The organism is Comamonas sp. MYb69 (assembly GCF_037479315.1).
In the GTDB taxonomy this organism is placed as follows: Bacteria; Pseudomonadota; Gammaproteobacteria; order Burkholderiales; family Burkholderiaceae_C; genus Comamonas.
Genome location: NZ_JBBGZG010000017.1, coordinates 21,221 through 37,443 on the forward strand (window position 1 = coordinate 21,221; position 16,223 = coordinate 37,443).

The 16,223-nt window shown below is 63.5% G+C and carries 15 protein-coding genes and 1 pseudogene; 11 read left to right on the top strand and 5 right to left on the bottom strand.

The window, feature by feature from the left end; translation table 11 throughout:
• Window positions 1-8: 8 nt before the first annotated feature.
• Window positions 9-1,223 (bottom strand): CaiB/BaiF CoA transferase family protein, encoded by a 1,215-nt coding sequence (locus tag WH303_RS20350; RefSeq protein WP_339520759.1) that lies wholly within the window; start codon window positions 1,221-1,223, stop codon window positions 9-11.
• Between the two features lie 94 nt (window positions 1,224-1,317).
• On the opposite strand from WH303_RS20350, the gene earP reads away from it, so the two are divergent.
• From earP to WH303_RS20375, 5 genes are all read left to right on the top strand, one after another.
• A complete protein-coding gene (earP, locus tag WH303_RS20355; RefSeq protein WP_339520761.1) occupies window positions 1,318-2,433 on the top strand; it encodes an elongation factor P maturation arginine rhamnosyltransferase EarP in 1,116 nt (371 codons plus the stop codon).
• 166 nt (window positions 2,434-2,599) lie between these two features.
• On the top strand, window positions 2,600-3,154 hold the full coding sequence (gene efp, locus WH303_RS20360; RefSeq protein WP_021026959.1) for an elongation factor P: 555 nt from the start codon (window positions 2,600-2,602) through the stop codon (window positions 3,152-3,154).
• A 219-nt stretch (window positions 3,155-3,373) separates the two neighbouring features.
• Entirely contained in the window at window positions 3,374-4,015 is a 642-nt protein-coding gene (locus WH303_RS20365; RefSeq protein ID WP_339520763.1) for a DUF2239 family protein, read from the top strand.
• 38 nt (window positions 4,016-4,053) lie between these two features.
• On the top strand, window positions 4,054-5,442 hold the full coding sequence (locus WH303_RS20370; protein ID WP_339520765.1) for an MATE family efflux transporter: 1,389 nt from the start codon (window positions 4,054-4,056) through the stop codon (window positions 5,440-5,442).
• A gap of 148 nt (window positions 5,443-5,590) precedes the next feature.
• Entirely contained in the window at window positions 5,591-6,403 is an 813-nt protein-coding gene (locus tag WH303_RS20375) for a PPK2 family polyphosphate kinase (protein WP_021026962.1), read from the top strand.
• An 84-nt stretch (window positions 6,404-6,487) separates the two neighbouring features.
• Here WH303_RS20375 and rimO read toward each other — a convergent pair whose 3' ends face one another.
• The gene (gene rimO / locus WH303_RS20380) at window positions 6,488-7,891 is read right to left on the bottom strand and encodes a 30S ribosomal protein S12 methylthiotransferase RimO (RefSeq protein ID WP_339520768.1); all 1,404 of its coding nucleotides are present in this window, start codon (window positions 7,889-7,891) and stop codon (window positions 6,488-6,490) included.
• Window positions 7,892-8,294: 403 nt separating this feature from the next.
• Between rimO and WH303_RS20385 the strand changes: the two genes are divergently transcribed.
• Together WH303_RS20385 and WH303_RS23775 are read left to right on the top strand one after the other, a co-directional pair.
• Window positions 8,295-8,756 carry a helix-hairpin-helix domain-containing protein gene (locus WH303_RS20385; protein WP_339520770.1) on the top strand — a complete coding sequence of 154 codons (462 nt, stop codon included), beginning with the start codon at window positions 8,295-8,297 and terminating at the stop codon, window positions 8,754-8,756.
• 373 nt (window positions 8,757-9,129) lie between these two features.
• Window positions 9,130-9,516, top strand: coding sequence for a helix-turn-helix domain-containing protein (locus WH303_RS23775; RefSeq protein WP_445228316.1), 387 nt, complete (start codon window positions 9,130-9,132; stop codon window positions 9,514-9,516).
• A gap of 353 nt (window positions 9,517-9,869) precedes the next feature.
• Here the strand turns inward: WH303_RS23775 and phaR are convergent, their stop codons facing one another.
• Window positions 9,870-10,412, bottom strand: a complete 543-nt coding sequence (phaR, locus tag WH303_RS20390) for a polyhydroxyalkanoate synthesis repressor PhaR (RefSeq protein WP_021026964.1) — start codon at window positions 10,410-10,412, stop codon at window positions 9,870-9,872.
• A gap of 157 nt (window positions 10,413-10,569) precedes the next feature.
• A complete protein-coding gene (locus WH303_RS20395) occupies window positions 10,570-11,502 on the bottom strand; it encodes a LysR substrate-binding domain-containing protein (RefSeq protein ID WP_339520772.1) in 933 nt (310 codons plus the stop codon).
• Between the two features lie 216 nt (window positions 11,503-11,718).
• Between WH303_RS20395 and WH303_RS20400 the strand changes: the two genes are divergently transcribed.
• Window positions 11,719-12,909 carry an acyl-CoA dehydrogenase gene (locus WH303_RS20400; protein ID WP_021026966.1) on the top strand — a complete coding sequence of 397 codons (1,191 nt, stop codon included), beginning with the start codon at window positions 11,719-11,721 and terminating at the stop codon, window positions 12,907-12,909.
• Between the two features lie 232 nt (window positions 12,910-13,141).
• Complete coding sequence (locus WH303_RS20405; RefSeq protein WP_339520775.1) at window positions 13,142-14,380, top strand: CaiB/BaiF CoA transferase family protein; 1,239 nt, start codon at window positions 13,142-13,144, stop codon at window positions 14,378-14,380.
• 70 nt (window positions 14,381-14,450) lie between these two features.
• Here the strand turns inward: WH303_RS20405 and WH303_RS20410 are convergent, their stop codons facing one another.
• Entirely contained in the window at window positions 14,451-15,188 is a 738-nt protein-coding gene (locus WH303_RS20410; protein ID WP_339520777.1) for a methylated-DNA--[protein]-cysteine S-methyltransferase, read from the bottom strand.
• Between the two features lie 139 nt (window positions 15,189-15,327).
• On the opposite strand from WH303_RS20410, the gene WH303_RS20415 reads away from it, so the two are divergent.
• Window positions 15,328-15,813: a nucleoside deaminase gene (locus WH303_RS20415; RefSeq protein WP_339520779.1), complete on the top strand. Its 486-nt coding sequence runs from the start codon at window positions 15,328-15,330 to the stop codon at window positions 15,811-15,813.
• A gap of 101 nt (window positions 15,814-15,914) precedes the next feature.
• Window positions 15,915-16,223: pseudogene (locus WH303_RS20420) on the top strand (hypothetical protein); the annotation flags it as partial.

Here is a 16,223-nt window from a genome sequence, read left to right on the forward strand (position 1 = left end):
GTGCGCGCTCACTGCACAATGCCGCGCTCACGCAGCGCCGCAATCTGCGCGCCGCTCAGGCCCAGGCCCTGCAGCACCGCATCGGTGTCATCGCCTAGATGGGGCGCGCTGCTGCGGATCGTGCCCGGCGTGGCGGACAGCTTGGGCACGATGCCCGGCACCTCCAGCGTGTGGCCATCGCGCGTGGTTTGCGGCAGGATCATCTGGCGCGCGCGGTAATGCGGGTCTTCGCTGATGTCCTTGGCGGTATAGACCTTGCCGGCCGGCACCCTGGCAGCAGCCAGCGCATCCATCACCTGCGCAATGGCGCGGGGCTGCGTCCAGGCGCTGATGGCGGCATCAATCTCTTCAATACGTGCCACGCGGCCCGCATTGCTGGCCAGGTCCGGCGCCTGGCCCAGGTCCGGCCGGCCAATGGTGTCCATCAGCCGCTTGAAGATGCTGTCCCCATTGCCGGCCACCAGCACCCAGCCATCCTGGCAGGCATAGGCGTTCGACGGCGCAATGCCGGGCAAGGCGCTGCCCGCCGCCTCGCGCACCGTGCCAAAGGCGCTGTACTCGGGGATCAGGCTTTCCATCACGTTGAAGACCGCCTCATGCAAGGCCACATCGATCACCTGGCCGCTGCCGCCATTTACCTTGCGGTGGTAAAGCGCCATCATCACGCCGATCACGCCATGCAGCGCCGCCAAGGTGTCGCCGATCGACACCCCCACGCGCACCGGCACCCGCCCGGGCTCGGCCGTCAGGTGGCGCAGGCCGCCCATGGCCTCGCCAATCACACCAAAGCCCGGCAGATCGCGGTAGGGACCGGTCTGACCGTAGCCGGAGATGCGCAGCATCACCAGGCCCGGGTTGATCGCATACAGCTCCTCGGGTGACATGCCCCAGCCCTCCAGCGTGCCGGGGCGGAAGTTCTCCACCAGCACATCGGCCTCGGCAATCAGCTGGCGCGCAATGTCCTGCGCTTCCTTCTGGCGCAAATCCAAAGCCAGCGACTGCTTGTTGCGCGACTGCACCTGCCACCAGACCGACGTGCCATCCTGCAGCAAGCGCCAGTTGCGCAGCGGGTCGCCCGCGCCGGTGGCCTCGATCTTCACCACCTCGGCGCCAAACTCACCCAAGGTCTTGCCGCAGAACGGCCCGGCAATCAGCTGGCCCATCTCGACCACCTTGACGCCTTGCAAAGCCATCGGCCCGGGGGTTGCAGTGTGTGGGTTCATGTCTGTCTCCATGCTTGATCAACTGAAGGCTATTGTGGCCCAGGAGGCCATGCCAGTCAGTGACGCCCGGGACTGCACTATCATCGCGCGGGTGATGACTCCCTTCCCCGCTTCCACCACATCCCTCGCCGCAACCCAGGCCGCCACGCCGCTGTGGGATATCTTTTGCCAGGTGATCGACAACTTTGGCGATATCGGCGTGTGCTGGCGCCTGGCTGCCGACCTGGCCCAGCGCGGCTGCCAGGTGCGCCTGTGGGTGGACGATGGCAGCGCCCTGGCCTGGATGGCGCCGCAGGGCGCAACCGGCGTAGCCGTGCACCCCTGGCCCGATGCGGTGCCGGCCAGCGGTGTCGGCGATGTGGTGGTCGAGGCCTTTGGCTGCGAGATTCCGGCCGCCTTTCAGCGGGCACTGGCCGCGCGTGCGCAGTCCCCAACGCAGAAAGCCAGCGTCTGGATCAACCTGGAATACCTGTCTGCCGAAGACTATGTCGAGCGCTGCCACCGCCTGCCGTCACGGTTGATGAGCGGCCCCGCGGCAGGCCTTACGCGCTGGTTCTTCTACCCGGGTTTCAGCACCGGCACCGGCGGCCTGCTGCGCGAAGCCGATCTACCGCAGCGCCAGGCAGGCTTTGACCGCAGCGCCTGGCGCGCCCGGCATGGACTGCAAGATGGCGACCCGGTGTTTTCGCTGTTCTGCTATGAGCCCCCGGCTTTTTTGCAGGCTTTTGCCAGCGCTGGCACGGACACGCAATGGCTGGTCACCCCGGGCCGCGCGGCGGCGCTGGTGCAGCAGCTGTTGCCCCAGCCCCTGCCGAGCCAGGTGCAGCTGCTGCCGCCGTGCAGCCAGCCGGAATTCGATGAGATGCTCTGGTCCTGCGACCTGAACTTTGTGCGTGGCGAAGACTCGCTGGTACGGGCGCTGTGGGCCGGCCAGCCCTTTGTCTGGCAGATCTACCCGCAGGATGACAACGCCCACCATGCCAAGCTGGAGGCTTTTCTGGACTGGCTGGACGCGCCGGACAGCCTGCGCCAAGCCCATGCGGCCTGGAATGGCATCCCAGACGCCAATGGCAGCGCGCCGGCATGGCCCACCATCACGCCCGCGCTGCTGGCGCAATGGGCGCAGTGCGTGCAGGCCGCGCGCAACACTCTGCAGAGCCAGCCCAGCCTTGCCGAGCAGCTGATGGCATTTGCGGGCGAAAAATGTTAGAATTGCAGTCTTTGCGCTTATCCGCGCACCCAGCGCCTGCAGGCGGCCGGGTTTGATGGATGCGCACAACGCCGCGGAACATGCTACGGCGCAGCACAGCCCGTCCAACGACACTTGCGCGCCGCCCGTAGTAGTTTGAGCGGCCCCAACACAGGCACCTATTGCTATGAAAATCGCTCAAGAAATCCGCGCTGGTAACGTGATCATGTTCGGTAAGGACCCGATGATCGTTCTGAAGACCGAATACGCACGTGGCGGCCGTGGCGCTGCAACCGTGCGCATGAAGCTCAAGAGCCTGATCGGCAACTTCGGCACGGAAAACGTGTTCAAGGCCGACGACAAGATCGACAACGTGATCCTGGAAAAGAAGGACTGCACGTACTCCTACTTCGCCGACCCCATGTACGTCTGGATGGACCCTGAGTTCAACCAGTACGAAGTGGAAGCCGAAAACATGGCTGACGCGCTGAACTACCTGGAAGACGGCATGACCGCTGAAGTGGTGTTCTATGACGGCAAGGCCATCTCGGTCGAGCTGCCCACCACCATCGTGCGCGAAATCACCTGGACCGAGCCTGCTGTCAAGGGCGACACCTCCGGCAAGGTGCTCAAGCCCGCCAAGATCGCTACCGGTTTCGAAATCGCTGTGCCGCTGTTCGTGAGCCAGGAAGACAAGATCGAAATCGACACCCGCACTGCTGAATACCGCAAGCGCGTGTAATGCCTGGGCCACAAGGTCCCCAGCCAGAACAACCTCCATGCCCCGCGCTGGAGGTTTTTTTTGTCCTCAGCACTGCCACCCCTCCAGCCCGGTAGCACCTGCCAACGGCCATCTGACCCTCTGCGCAACCAGATACATATTTTTACCCATTAAAAATAGCCAAATATTTTTGCCCCGGTAAAATGAGCCGCTTATTGAGAAAACAACGAACAAGTGGCCATGACTACCGAGACATTGACCAGCCGGCTGACCATCTTCCAGGGTCACCAGCGCCTGCTTCAAGCCGACCGCCTCACCGTGTTGCGCTATCTGCAAAACCATGACGAACTCCATCCCGGCGGCAGCCTCACCCCCTTGTGGGTGTTTGATGACCTTTCCGGACTGCGCCTGGATCTGAACTGGCGCTCGGAGCTGGCACCAGCCGCACAGCCTGCAGACTTGCTGGACGACGCAGTTCCTGCGCCCGCCGCCGCCGCGGCAGCACCTGTGGAGGCAGCAACCCACAGCCGAACGGCACGCGCCGTCGGCCGCCCCAAGCTGGGCGTGGTCTCGCGCGAGGTGACCTTGCTGCCCCGCCATTGGGACTGGCTCAACCGCCAGCCCGGCGGCGCCTCAGCGGCCTTGCGCCGCCTCATCGATGACGCCCGCAATGCCCATGCGCAGCAGGATTCGCAGCGCGCAGCGACCGAGGCCACCTACCAGTTCATGCAGGCCATGGCGGGGGACCTGCCCGGCTTTGATGAGGCCTGCCGCGCGCTGTTTGCCCACAAGCAATCGGCGTTCTTGCTGCAGACCCAGGCCTGGCCCGATGATGTACAAGCTTATCTGCACCAGCTCAGCCGCCCTATCTGGCCGGTGTAAGCACCCTACCCGCAGCACCCCTGACCCCACACCCTCCCATGTCTTCGTCCATACCCGCACCCCAGGCGGCGCCCTCCGCCCCGCCTGTTCGCCCCCTGTGGCAAGTTTTCATGGTGTTTCTGGGCCCCATGCTTCTGTCCAACATCCTGCAGTCCCTCTCGGGCACGCTCAACAGCATGTTCCTGGGCCAGATGATGGGGGTCAAGGCCCTCGCGGCCGTCGCGGCATTCTTTCCGGTGATGTTTGTCTTTATCGCCTTTGTCATTGGCCTGGGGGCTGGCGCCTCGGTGCTGATCGGCCAGGCCTGGGGCGCGGGCCAACCCGACAAGGTACGCGCCATTGCCGGCACCACCTTGCTCGCCGGGCTGGCCATGGGCGCGGCCGTGGCGCTGTTTGGCGGCCTGTTTACCCAGCCCATCATGCGCATGCTGGGCACGCCGGCCGACATTCTGGAGCAGGCCACCATCTACTCGCGCATCGTGCTGCTGGGCATGCCGGGGCTGTTTATCTTTTTGCTGTTCACCTCGCTGCTGCGCGGCGTGGGCGACACGCTCACACCGATGTGGTCGCTGATCGTGTCCACCGGCATCGGCCTGGTCAGCACCCCGGCGCTGATCGCCGGCTGGGGCGGCCTGCCACGCCTGGGCGTGGCCAGCGCCGGGGTGTCGATGATCCTGGGCTTCAGCATCGCTCTGGTCTGGCTGACGGTGCAGCTGCGCCGCAAGCGCAGCGTGCTGGCACCCAATAGGGCCCTGTTGCGCGCCATGCGCCCGGATTGGGGCTTGCTGCGCGGCGTACTGCGCGTGGGTATCCCCACCGGCGTGCTGATGATCGCCACCTCGCTGGCCGGCCTCGTCGTGCTGTCGCTGATCAACGGTTTTGGCTCCAACGCCACCGCTGCCTACGGCGCCGTCAACCAGATCAATGCCTTTGCCCAGTTTCCGCTGATCTCGGTCGCCATCACCGCCTCCATCCTGGCGGCCCAATCGATTGGCGCGGGCCGCAGCGAGCGCCTGCCCGCCATTGCCCGCACCGCCATGCAGATCAACATGGCCATCGGTGGCGCCACGGCCTTGCTGGGCAGCATTTTTGCGCGGCCCTTGCTGTCCATCTTCATCACCGATCAAGAGGTGCTGCATGTGGCTGTGGAGCTGCTGCGCATTGTGCTGTGGAGCGGCCTGCTGTTTGGTGCTTTTGCCTCGCTGGCCGCGCTGATGCGCGCCAGCGGTGATGTACTGATCCCCACTGTCATCACCATTGGCGTGATCGCCACCCTGGAGCTGCCGCTGGCCTGGCTGTTCAGCCGCCACTTTGGCCTGGTGGGCATCTGGATGGCCTTCCCCGTCTCCTACGGCATCACCTTGGCGCTGCAGACCTGGTACTACCAGGCGATCTGGAAAAAGCGCCCCATCCGCAAGATGGTCTGAGCGCCTGTGCCAAGCCCGGCGGGCAAGACCGCTAGGCCATGAATACCCTTGCTGGCGGGGTGCCCCAGGTGACAAGCCCGCCAAAAGCTGAAATCATGGCCTGTTGCACCCCGTTTGCCAGTTTGCCCGTTTCACCCTTTAGCCTGATATGCCCAATCCGCAGAACTACCGCGTGCCCATCAAGGGCGCTATCCATCTGGCCGACTACGACCCGGCCGCCACACCGTTTGCGCATGGCACGGTCAAGGCCCAGGAAAAGGACCTGAAGATGCTCAACAAGCAGCTGGCCCAGTTGATGCGGCCGCTGCAGGGCGAGAACAAGCGCTCGGTGCTGCTGGTGCTGCAAGGCATGGACACCAGCGGCAAGGACGGCACCGTGCGCGGCGTCTTCAAGACCACGGGGCCGCAGGGCCTGCGCATGGCCACATTCAAAAGTCCGAGTAAGGAAGAGCTCTCGCACGACTACCTCTGGCGCTGCCATGCCGTGGCCCCGGCCAAAGGCGAGATCGGCATCTGGAACCGCAGCCACTACGAAGATGTGCTGGTGCCCCTCGTCAACGGCTGGATCACGCGCCAGGTCGCCAAGCAGCGCTATGCGCAGATCAACGACTTTGAGCGCCTGCTGGCCGAGAACGGCACCACCGTCCTCAAGTGCATGCTGCACATCAGCAAGGACGAGCAGCGCACGCGGCTGCAAGAGCGCATCGATGTGCCGGAAAAACGCTGGAAGTTCAGCCTCGATGACCTGACGGTGCGCAAGCAGTGGGATGCCTACCAGCAAGCCTATGAAGACCTGCTGGAAGCCACATCCACCGCCCATGCGCCCTGGTATGTGGTGCCGGCCGACAACAAGCTGCACCGCAACCTGATGGTCAACACCTTGCTCAACCACTGCCTGCTGGATATGCAGCCACAGTACCCGGTCGATTTCCCCGAGCTGGTCGGCCTGCAGGTCGAATAAGCGCGTACCGCAAAAGCGCACCGTCCACAGAAAAGGGGCCTGCTGATCCAGCAAGGCCCCTTTGTTTTGGATAAGGTTGAGCGCTTAAACCGGCACACCCACCAGATCATGGCCCTGGCTGCGCACAATGCGCACCTTGATCAGCTCGCCGACCTTGTAGGTCTTGCTGAGCTTCTCGGGCGGCAGCAGGTGCACGACACCGTCGATCTCGGGCGCATCGGCGTAGGTGCGGGCAATGCCACCCTTCTTGCCCAGGCCGATGGCCTTGTCCACCAGCACCTGCATGGTCTGGCCCACACGGCGCTCCAGGCGCTTGGCGGAGACCTCTTCGGCCACTTCCATGAAGCGGGCGCGGCGCGCCTCGCGCACCTCAGCGGGCAGCATGCCGGGCAGCTCGTTGGCAGTTGCGCCCTCCACCGGGCTATAGGCAAAGCAACCGGCGCGGTCAATCTCGGCCTCGCGGATAAAGTCCAGCAGGTGCTCGAACTCTTCTTCGGTCTCGCCAGGGAAGCCGGCAATAAAGGTCGAGCGGATCACCAGCTCAGGGCAGATCGCGCGCCACTCACGGATGCGCTCGAGATTGCGCTCACCGCTGGCCGGGCGCTTCATGCGCTTGAGCACATCGGGGTGGCTGTGCTGCAGCGGCACATCCAGATAAGGCAGCACCAGGCCCTGGGCCATCAGCGGCAAAATCGCGTCCACCGTCGGGTAGGGGTACACATAGTGCAGGCGCACCCAGGCGCCGTGCGGCTTGGCCAGCTCACCCAGCGCTTCCACCAGCTCCAGCATGCGGGTCTTCACCGGCTTGCCATCCCAGAAACCGGTGCGGTATTTCACATCCACGCCATAGGCGGAGGTGTCCTGGCTGATCACCAGCAGCTCCTTGACGCCACCGGCAAACAGCGCCTTGGCTTCCTTGAGCACATCGCCAATCGGGCGGCTGACCAGGTCACCCCGCATCGAGGGGATGATGCAGAAGGTGCAGCGGTGGTTGCAGCCTTCGGAGATCTTCAGGTAGGCATAGTGCTTGGGCGTGAGCTTGATACCCGCCTCGCCAAAGCTGCCGGGCACCAGGTCGATGAAGGGGTCATGCGGCTTGGGCAGGTTGGTGTGGACCGCGTCCATCACCTCTTGCGTGGCGTGGGGCCCCGTGACCGCCAGCACGCTGGGGTGCATCTGCTTGACCAGGTTGCCGCCGCCATCGCCCATCTTGGCGCCCAGGCAACCGGTGACGATCACCTTGCCGTTCTCGGCCAGCGCCTCACCAATCGTGTCCAGGCTCTCGCGCACGGCATCGTCAATAAAGCCGCAGGTGTTGACGATCACCAGATCGGCACCTTCAAAGGTCTTGGAGGTCTGGTAGCCCTCGGCGCTCAACTGCGTCAGGATCAGCTCGCTGTCGGTCAGGGCTTTGGGGCATCCTAGCGAAACCATCCCAATTTTTGGAATAGTTGACTGCGCCACCGTATCATAATTCGTTGATTTCATTTGCTTTTAGTGGCAGACAGCCAAGAATTCGCGGGTTGGAAATTCTATTTCATTTGTGATACACGCATAGGTCACTCAATCTATACCGCTCAGGCTTTTTTGTCACAGTTACCGCAATCGCCCGTGAGCCGACACTCGAACAGACGGCAGAATATGACCAGAAGCAGTCGGCTGACTATGTTCGGCAACCCGTCTTGAATGCTGCGGCGTTAGCCATCACAACACCGACACTGGTGCTAAAACAAGGTGGCGTCCGCCTGCTGCTCCTGTCTGGGGTAGAAACCGGGCCCATGGGCCTCATGCGCCGACGGAAGTCGAGCTGATCGGTAGCCCTCTTCGTAGCGCTTACTTACGCCTGCGCCCCCCTGGCGCACGACTAGCATCTCCACCTATGATGCTCAGCATGCAAGACGATCAACCATCCGAAACACCCCTAGGCGACGTACTTCAACCCCGAGTGAAGCGCATTCTAGAAAGGAATGGGATTCATACGGTGGAAGCGTTGCGCAGCGCCTATCCGCATCAGCTAGTGAAGATGTGGGGCCTGGGCATGTTCCGCTTCCGAACGATTGAGAAAGCGTTCTTCCCAGGCAAGTCATTCACACCGGCCCGGGTTTATGCACCAGTGCGACACATCCGAGGCTCATCTCTTAATGGCGCCCTCGACCCGGCCACAGTCAAGGTGCTGTTCGATGCTGGAATCACTACTCCCGAGCAGTTGAAGGCGGTGGAGCCGGCTGAGCTTCTCAAGATCAAGGGCCTCGGTGTGAACAGGCTTCGCGAAATCGAGAGAGCTTTCTTTCCAGGACAACACTACGAGATTCCGCGTGTCAGGAAGCAGGCGGCAGTGGACGACGCTGCCTGACTTGTGAATGCGGGGTGCACAACCGGAGAGAAATTGAGGGCATGTTCTTCAGAGAGCCGGATAAGGCTGACCAGCCACTCACTCGACCGGCTGAACAGAGAATTACCACTGACAAAGGTGCCGCCTCCCATATTAGATGCGTGAAGCCATCTTCCCTGCCGACGATTGTCAACTGAAGGCTAGAGTTAGCTGTCGAATCCCGGACGATCATAGTGCCGCTTACTGATCAATTCAGGAGGCGTTTGCAACCGTGCACAGCATTCGCTGCGCAGCAGACATTGGAATCAAAGGTGTGAACGACAGTAGCGGGTCGATTGGAACCATATACACAAGTGCTCCAGGCCACCTAGGGACCGCAAGTAGACTCTCGATAATGAAGTCTTATCGAAACCAACCGAAGTCCTACAAGTTGTGGACCGTCGGACAGCGCGTGGAATGGCTACTCAGCCGCCGCAGACTTACCCAGACCGAAGCTGCAAAGTTGATGGGTATCTCGCAGTCAACTGTCGCAAATATTATCGGTAGTGCGGCTCGAAAGCCAAGTGCAGTGACGCTGATGAAGATGGCACGCGCGCTGGACTGCGCGCCTAGCTTTATCTTGGATGGAACGGGGGCCTCGCTAAATTACGCGAGGGCCACACGAGACGATGCGTCTGAGTTGCTCGATCTGTTCAAAGAGTTGAACGCAGATGATCAAAACATGCTGATGGTTTTCGCTCGCACTCTCGCGCGGAAGCCGTCAACGACTGATCCTGCCTGACAAAACCCGATATAGATACCGAAGCCTATGGGCAGCCCAAACTGACGAACCCCACCTTGGGGGTTCGGTTGGCGTCGAGCGTCGCAGTGGCAGCGTGGGTATCGGTATTCATTTTTCTGGCAGGGGAACCTGGCAACTAGTCAGGCCGGTATTTTAAAGCAGGCGCCCACAAAGGCCCCGCCCCTGGGGTATAGACCCGAAGGCGGGGGCTCCACAGCAACAAAAACCGCCGTCTACCGAAACTTCCGGTAGATGGCGGTCGATCACAGGTCTGGTTGGCGGGAATTGCACCCGCATCCGCATGCCTAGCTGCTTAATGGCAGCACGGCAGCGGATGCTTTAGATGGCCTGCCTCAAGGCCGCTTGATGCCAAAAGCCGTCAGCATCTGCTCCGTCTGCTTTTGCATCTGTTCCTGCATCTGCTGGAAGAACTGCTGCGACTGCGCCTGGTAGTTGCTCGCATCGGGCATGCCTGGCACGCCGGGCATCGGCATACCCAGAAAATTGCGCCACATCTCGGGCGTGGCGCCCTTCATCTGGTCGGCAAAGCGGCCTTGCATCTCCGTGAACAGCTGCACATTTCGCTCCAGGTAGGAGCCCATAAAGCCCTGCATCGCATGGCCGTAGAAGCGGATGATGTTGACCAGCATGGCCTCGGTGAACATCGGCGCGCCGCCGGCTTCCTCATCCAGAATGATCTGCAGCAGGATGCTGCGCGTCAGGTCCTCGCCGGTCTTGGCATCCTTGACGACGATGGGCTCGTTTTGCATGACCAGGGCCTTGACCTCAGCCAGGGTGATGTAGGCAGAAGTCTGGGTGTCGTACAGACGGCGGTTGGGGTATTTCTTGACGACGCGCTCGGAAGCGGTGGCTGTTCCTGGGGTGTTTTCCGGCACGCGGATCTCCTGTGTCTCTCGCCAACGGCTGGCGTTATGGGAATACCGTCCATCCTAGTCTCTGGGACGGCGGTTTTTACCTCTAAGGCAATTTTTAGATTGTAGTGATGCCGGGGGCCTGTTGCGCTGCAGCACTTACCCTTAGGCCGCTAAGTCACTAGGCGGCCCGGCCTTTGAGCCAACTGGCAAAGGCCTGCAGCGCGGGCTGGGCAGGCAGGGGCTCGGTCGCCAGCGGGGTCATCCAGTAATAGGCGCGGCTACCGGTCAAAGGCTGCTCACAGGCGACCACCAGCTCGCCCCGGGCGAGCTCATCCTCGATCAGCATCGGCGGGATCAGCGCCACGCCCATACCGGCCGCAGCAGCGACGGCCAGCATCGAGAACAGCTCATAGCGCGGGCCATCGAGCGCATGGGGCGCCTGCACGCCAGAGGCATCAAACCATTTGCGCCAGCCGTCCGGCCGGGTGCTTTGCTGCAGCAGCGGCAGCTGGGCCAGCACCTGGGGCGATACCGTCAGGTAGGCACGGCCGCGCCCGCGCTGGGTGGCGCCCTCGAGCAGGCGCGGGCTGCAGACCGGCACGATCAGCTCGTCCATCAGCCAAGCGGCCTGCGTGCCCGGCCACTGGCGCGCCTGCTCGGCCGTGCCGGCATAGATGGCGGCATCGACCTGGCGCTCGGCAAAGGCAAAGGGCCGGGTCTGCACATCGATATGCACCACCACCCCCGGGTGCTGCTGCAGGAACTGCGGCAGGCGCGGCAGCAGCCAGCGGGTGGCAAAGGTGGGCACGGCCGCAATGCTGATCGCGCCGCCCGCGCCCTGGTGGGCCATGATGTCCAGGGTACCGCGCTCGATGCCCTGCAGCCACTGCGCCACCTGCTGGCTGTACTGGTGGCCTGCGGCCGTCAGCACCATGCCATGGCGCGAGCGCTTGAACAACTGCACGCCCAGCTGCTCTTCGAGCGCAATGATCTGGCGCGAGACGGCGCTTTGCGTCAGCGCCAGCTCCTGGGCGGCGCGGGTATAGCTTTCGTGGCGGGCGGCGGCCTCAAAACAGGCCAGCGCCTGGGTTGAAGGAATCAGTCGGCGCATATCTTGTCTCCTGTGTGACGCATGCAATCACCCCTTTATTCTCTGCGACTGCACTGAGGCGGCGTTTGCATAAATGCGCAATACGCATATCTGGATGATAAACAATCGTTTGCCCCTGCGCTGCGGCAGGCCTACCATGGCGGCTGTTTTGGCAGACCCGCGCTTCTGCGCCCGGCCTGCCTTCCGACCAGCGAACACAGATCCAAGGAGCAAGACATGGCGCAATTCACCTGGGAAGACCCCTTCCACCTCGACGAACAACTGACCGAAGACGAGCGCATGATCCGCGACGCGGCCCGCGCCTACTGCCGCGACAAGCTCGCACCGCGCGTGCAGGAAATGTTCCGCAAGGAATCGGTGGACACCAGTATCTTCCGTGAGATGGGCGAGCTGGGCCTGCTGGGCCCCACGATCCCCACCGAATACGGCGGCGCCGGCCTCAACTATGTGAGCTACGGCCTGGTGGCACGCGAGATCGAGTACATCGACTCGGGCTACCGCTCGATGGCCTCGGTGCAGTCCTCCTTGGTGATGGTGCCGATCAACGAGTTCGGCACCGAAGCGCAAAAGCAAAAGTACCTGCCCAAGCTGGCATCGGGCGAGTTCATCGGCTGCTTTGGCCTGACCGAGCCTGACCATGGCTCCGACCCAGGCAGCATGGCCACCCGCGCCTACAAGGTCGATGGCGGCTACAAGCTCAAGGGCAGCAAGATGTGGATCACCAACAGCCCCATCGCCGATGTGTTCGTGGTCTGGGCCAAGGAAGTCTCCGAAGGCGGCGCCGTCGGCCAGATCCGTGGCTTTGTGCTGGAAAAGGGCATGAAGGGCCTGTCGGCTCCTGCGATCCACGGCAAGGTGGGCCTGCGTGCCTCGATTACCGGCGAAATCGTCATGGACGACGTGTTTGTGCCCGAAGAAAACGCCTTCCCCGAAGTGCGTGGCCTGAAGGGCCCCTTCACCTGCCTGAACAGCGCCCGCTTTGGCATTGCCTGGGGTGCGATGGGTGCGGCCGAGTTCTGCTGGCACACCGCCCGCCAGTACACGATGGACCGCAAGCAGTTTGGCCGCCCGCTGGCCGCCAACCAGCTGATCCAGAAAAAGCTGGCCGACATGCAGACCGAAATCACCCTGGGCCTGCAAGCCGCGCTGCGCGTGGGCCGCATGAAGGACGAGCACCAGAACGTGATCGAGATCACCTCGCTGATCAAGCGCAACAACTGCGGCAAGTCGCTGGACATCGCCCGCCTGGCCCGCGACATGATGGGCGGCAACGGCATCAGCGACGAGTTCGGTGTGGCGCGCCACCTGGTCAACCTGGAAGTGGTGAACACCTACGAAGGCACGCACGATGTTCATGCGCTGATCCTGGGTCGCGCCCAGACCGGCATCGCCGCGTTCGCAAATTAAGAACGGCCCGAGCCCCATCGCATGCAGCACCCGCTGCATGCCTGCCCACAACCCACTTCACCGCAGGCGCTGCGTGGGTGGGTTGTGGTGTTTTGTGATCGCTTAACCACCCCCTTGCCGGATGCGAATGGCGCCGCCCTGAGGCCGCACGTACCATCGGCGAGTTTTGCAGAAATTTCTTGCTGCAATGCCTGTTGCACATGCATGGGCAGCTATCAAATTTGGAGACACCATGACCGCAAGCATCGCGCCGCTGGACGGCATCAAAGTTCTGGATCTGTCGCGGGTGCTGGCCGGCCCCTGGTGCGCGCAGATGCTGGGCGACCTGGGCGCCGAGGTGATCAAGGTCGAGCGGCCCGAAGCCGGCGACGACACGCGCCACTGGGGCCCTCCCTACCTGCACACCGATGACGGTGCCAAGACCGAGCAAGCCAGCTACTACACCTGCTGCAACCGCAACAAGCGCAGCATCACCATCGACATGGCCTCGCCCCAGGGCCAGGCGCTGATCATCGAGCTGGCCAAGGATGCCGACATCCTGGTCGAGAACTTCAAGGTGGGCGGCCTCAAGGGCTATGGCCTGGACTATGAAAGCCTGCGCAAGATCAACCCACGCCTGATCTACTGCTCGGTCACCGGCTTTGGCCAGACCGGCCCCTACGCCCCGCGCGCTGGCTACGACCTGATGGTGCAGGCGATGAGCGGCATGATGAGCATCACCGGCCACCCCGATGGCGAGCCCGGTGGCGGCCCGCTCAAGGTCGGCGTTGCGGTCACCGATGTGTTCACCGGCATTTATTCCTGCTGCTCCATCCTGGCCGCGCTGCAGGCACGCCACCAGACCGGCGAAGGCCAGCACATCGACATGGCGCTGCTGGATGTGGGCATGGCCGTGCTGGCCAACCAGGCCGTGGGCTACCTGAATGCAGACGATATTCCGCAGCGCGCAGGCAATATCCACCCCAGCGTGGGCCCCTACCAGGACTTCCCCAGCAAGGACGGCAATGTGCTGCTGGCCATTGGCAATGACGGCCAGTTCGCCCGCTTTTGCGCCGCCACCGGCAACGAGGTCTGGGCACAGGACCCGCGCTTTACCCGCAACTCGGGCCGCATCATCCACCGCAAGGATTTGCAGGAACTGATGTACCCGCTGATGAAAACCCGCACCACCGCCGAATGGATTGCACTGCTCGAAGACAAGGCCGTCCCCTGCGGCCCCATCAACAACATCGCCCAAGCCTTTGAGGATGAGCAGGTGATTGCTCGCGGCCTGCATGTGCAGATCCCGCGCGATGCCGGCGACCAGATCGGCACCATCAGCACCGTCGCCAGCCCCATGCGGCTGACCGCTACGCCGCCGGTGGTGCGCCGCCCACCGCCCGCGATGGGCCAGCACACCGACGAGATCCTGGCCGAGCTGGGCCGCTCGCCCGCGCAGATTGCGCAGCTGCACAGCGAAGGAGTGGTCTGAGGGTTGACGTTATTGCTTTGATGCACCAAGGGCCGCTGTTGCGGCCCTTTTGTTTACCATTCAAAGAGACTCAGTCAAACAGACCCAGGCTGATGCCATCGCCCAGCGCTGCGCCCTCCCACTCCAGCATTTGCAATTTGGTGCGCGTGCCGCCATTGGCCGAGAAGCCGCCGCGCGCGCCATGCGCCGCCAAGATGCGGTGGCAGGGCACCACGGGTGCAAAGGGGTTGGCCCCCAGCGCCTGGCCTACCGCACGGGCCATCCCCTTGCCACCCAAGTCGTCGGCAAGCTCACCATAGCTACGCGTCTGCCCCGGCTCAATGGCCAGCGCCAGCTGGTAGACCGCCCGCGAAAAATCGGGCACGCCATGCCAGTCCAGCAGCACATCGTCGAGCAGCGGCAAACCACTGCGCGCAGACCAGCGGTTCAAGGTCAGCAGGCTGCGCAAATCACCCAGCACAGGGGCGGGCGCATCGGGCCAGGGCGCGCCCTGATCCAGGTCGGCACCACCCTGGCGCCCGGCCAAGAGCCATTGCACGCCGGCCACCGCCTGCAGGGCCTGCGCACTCAAATCTCCTGGCACCTGGGCCTGCGGCCACAAGCCCTCGCGGCGCTGGCGGGCATGCTCCAGCAGGCGCATCTGTGTAGCCTCCAGGCTGGGCTCGGGCAGCCGCAGCGCGACAACGGCTTGCGCACCCCAGGCAATGCCACAAACACCCAGCCGGGTGCGAAACAAGGCATGGCCGGTTTGTGCAGGGTCCCAGCCATCGCTGGGCACGCTAGGAATGGATACGGGGGCGGTATGCATGCCTTCATCTTGCCCCAGTTTGTGCAGCCCCCACCAGGCCCAGTGCCGCAGTGCCACTGTCAGCCTTTGCCGGCCAGGCGTCACAGGCCCACAGGCTGACAGCACAATCGGCCAGGTGTTCCCCGATAAGAAGCGCCCCATGACCGACACCCTGCAAGCCCAGCACGCCGCCATCCTGCGCGAGGTGCTAGCCAGCGCCCACCGCAACCGCCATCTGCAAAAAGGCCGCCCCTTTGCCGCAGCGATTGCCGATGATGCGGGCAGCATCCTGGGCCGGGGCGTCAACACCATCAGCCAGACGCAGGACATGACGGGCCACGCCGAGATGGAAGCCATCCGCGACTGCTGCCACCAGCGCCAGCTGCCGCACCTGCAGGGGCTGACGGTCTATGCCTCCGGCCCCCCCTGCCCCATGTGCCTGGCCGCAATCGTGGCGGGCCAGGCCAAACAGGTGTTTTTTGCGTTTGACAACGCCGATGCGGCGCCTTACGGGCTGTCGAGCGAAGGCGTCTACCAGCGCCTGGGCTTGCAGCTGCAACCGCCGCCGCTGCCCATCCAGCGGCTGGATCTGGGCATCAGCGCAGCGCAGCTCTATGGCGATGCGCCCTGGCCCAGCGCAGGCTAAAAATCACAGCAAACCGCCTTCGCGCTTTGCGTTGGCTTTACGTCTGCCCTTTATGATCGGACAGTTTTTTTGGCGGCCATGCCGCCCTTCTTGCCGCTTGCATGACCTCGCTCCCTACCCAGCCCCCTGCCGTTGACCGCCAAGCCCTGCGCTGGATTGCAGCGCTGTTTGTGCTGGTCATGGCCAGCCGCCTGCTGGCCTCGCACGGGGTGTCCTGGGACCAGAACGAGCAGCTGGTCTGGTCGCAGCAGCTGGCACTGGGCTACGGGCCCCAGCCGCCGCTCTACACCTGGCTGCAATGGGCCTTGGTGTGGGTGCTGGGCCCCCGCCCCCCCCCCGGGGGGGGGGGGGGAAAAAACCCGGGTTGGGGGGGGGGGGGTGGTTTTTGTGTATGCGCCCCGGCGGGGGGG

Bases quoted from the DNA above. Each gene is read 5' to 3' on its own strand.
- WH303_RS20350 (WP_339520759.1), bottom strand. From the start codon at position 1,223: ATGAACCCACACACTGCAACCCCCGGGCCGATGGCTTTGCAAGGCGTC.
- earP (WP_339520761.1), top strand. From the start codon at position 1,318: ATGACTCCCTTCCCCGCTTCCACCACATCCCTCGCCGCAACCCAGGCC.
- efp (WP_021026959.1), top strand. From the start codon at position 2,600: ATGAAAATCGCTCAAGAAATCCGCGCTGGTAACGTGATCATGTTCGGT.
- WH303_RS20365 (WP_339520763.1), top strand. From the start codon at position 3,374: ATGACTACCGAGACATTGACCAGCCGGCTGACCATCTTCCAGGGTCAC.
- WH303_RS20370 (WP_339520765.1), top strand. From the start codon at position 4,054: ATGTCTTCGTCCATACCCGCACCCCAGGCGGCGCCCTCCGCCCCGCCT.
- WH303_RS20375 (WP_021026962.1), top strand. From the start codon at position 5,591: ATGCCCAATCCGCAGAACTACCGCGTGCCCATCAAGGGCGCTATCCAT.
- rimO (WP_339520768.1), bottom strand. From the start codon at position 7,891: ATGAAATCAACGAATTATGATACGGTGGCGCAGTCAACTATTCCAAAA.
- WH303_RS20385 (WP_339520770.1), top strand. From the start codon at position 8,295: ATGCAAGACGATCAACCATCCGAAACACCCCTAGGCGACGTACTTCAA.
- WH303_RS23775 (WP_445228316.1), top strand. From the start codon at position 9,130: ATGAAGTCTTATCGAAACCAACCGAAGTCCTACAAGTTGTGGACCGTC.
- WH303_RS20395 (WP_339520772.1), bottom strand. From the start codon at position 11,502: ATGCGCCGACTGATTCCTTCAACCCAGGCGCTGGCCTGTTTTGAGGCC.
- WH303_RS20400 (WP_021026966.1), top strand. From the start codon at position 11,719: ATGGCGCAATTCACCTGGGAAGACCCCTTCCACCTCGACGAACAACTG.
- WH303_RS20405 (WP_339520775.1), top strand. From the start codon at position 13,142: ATGACCGCAAGCATCGCGCCGCTGGACGGCATCAAAGTTCTGGATCTG.
- WH303_RS20410 (WP_339520777.1), bottom strand. From the start codon at position 15,188: ATGCATACCGCCCCCGTATCCATTCCTAGCGTGCCCAGCGATGGCTGG.
- WH303_RS20415 (WP_339520779.1), top strand. From the start codon at position 15,328: ATGACCGACACCCTGCAAGCCCAGCACGCCGCCATCCTGCGCGAGGTG.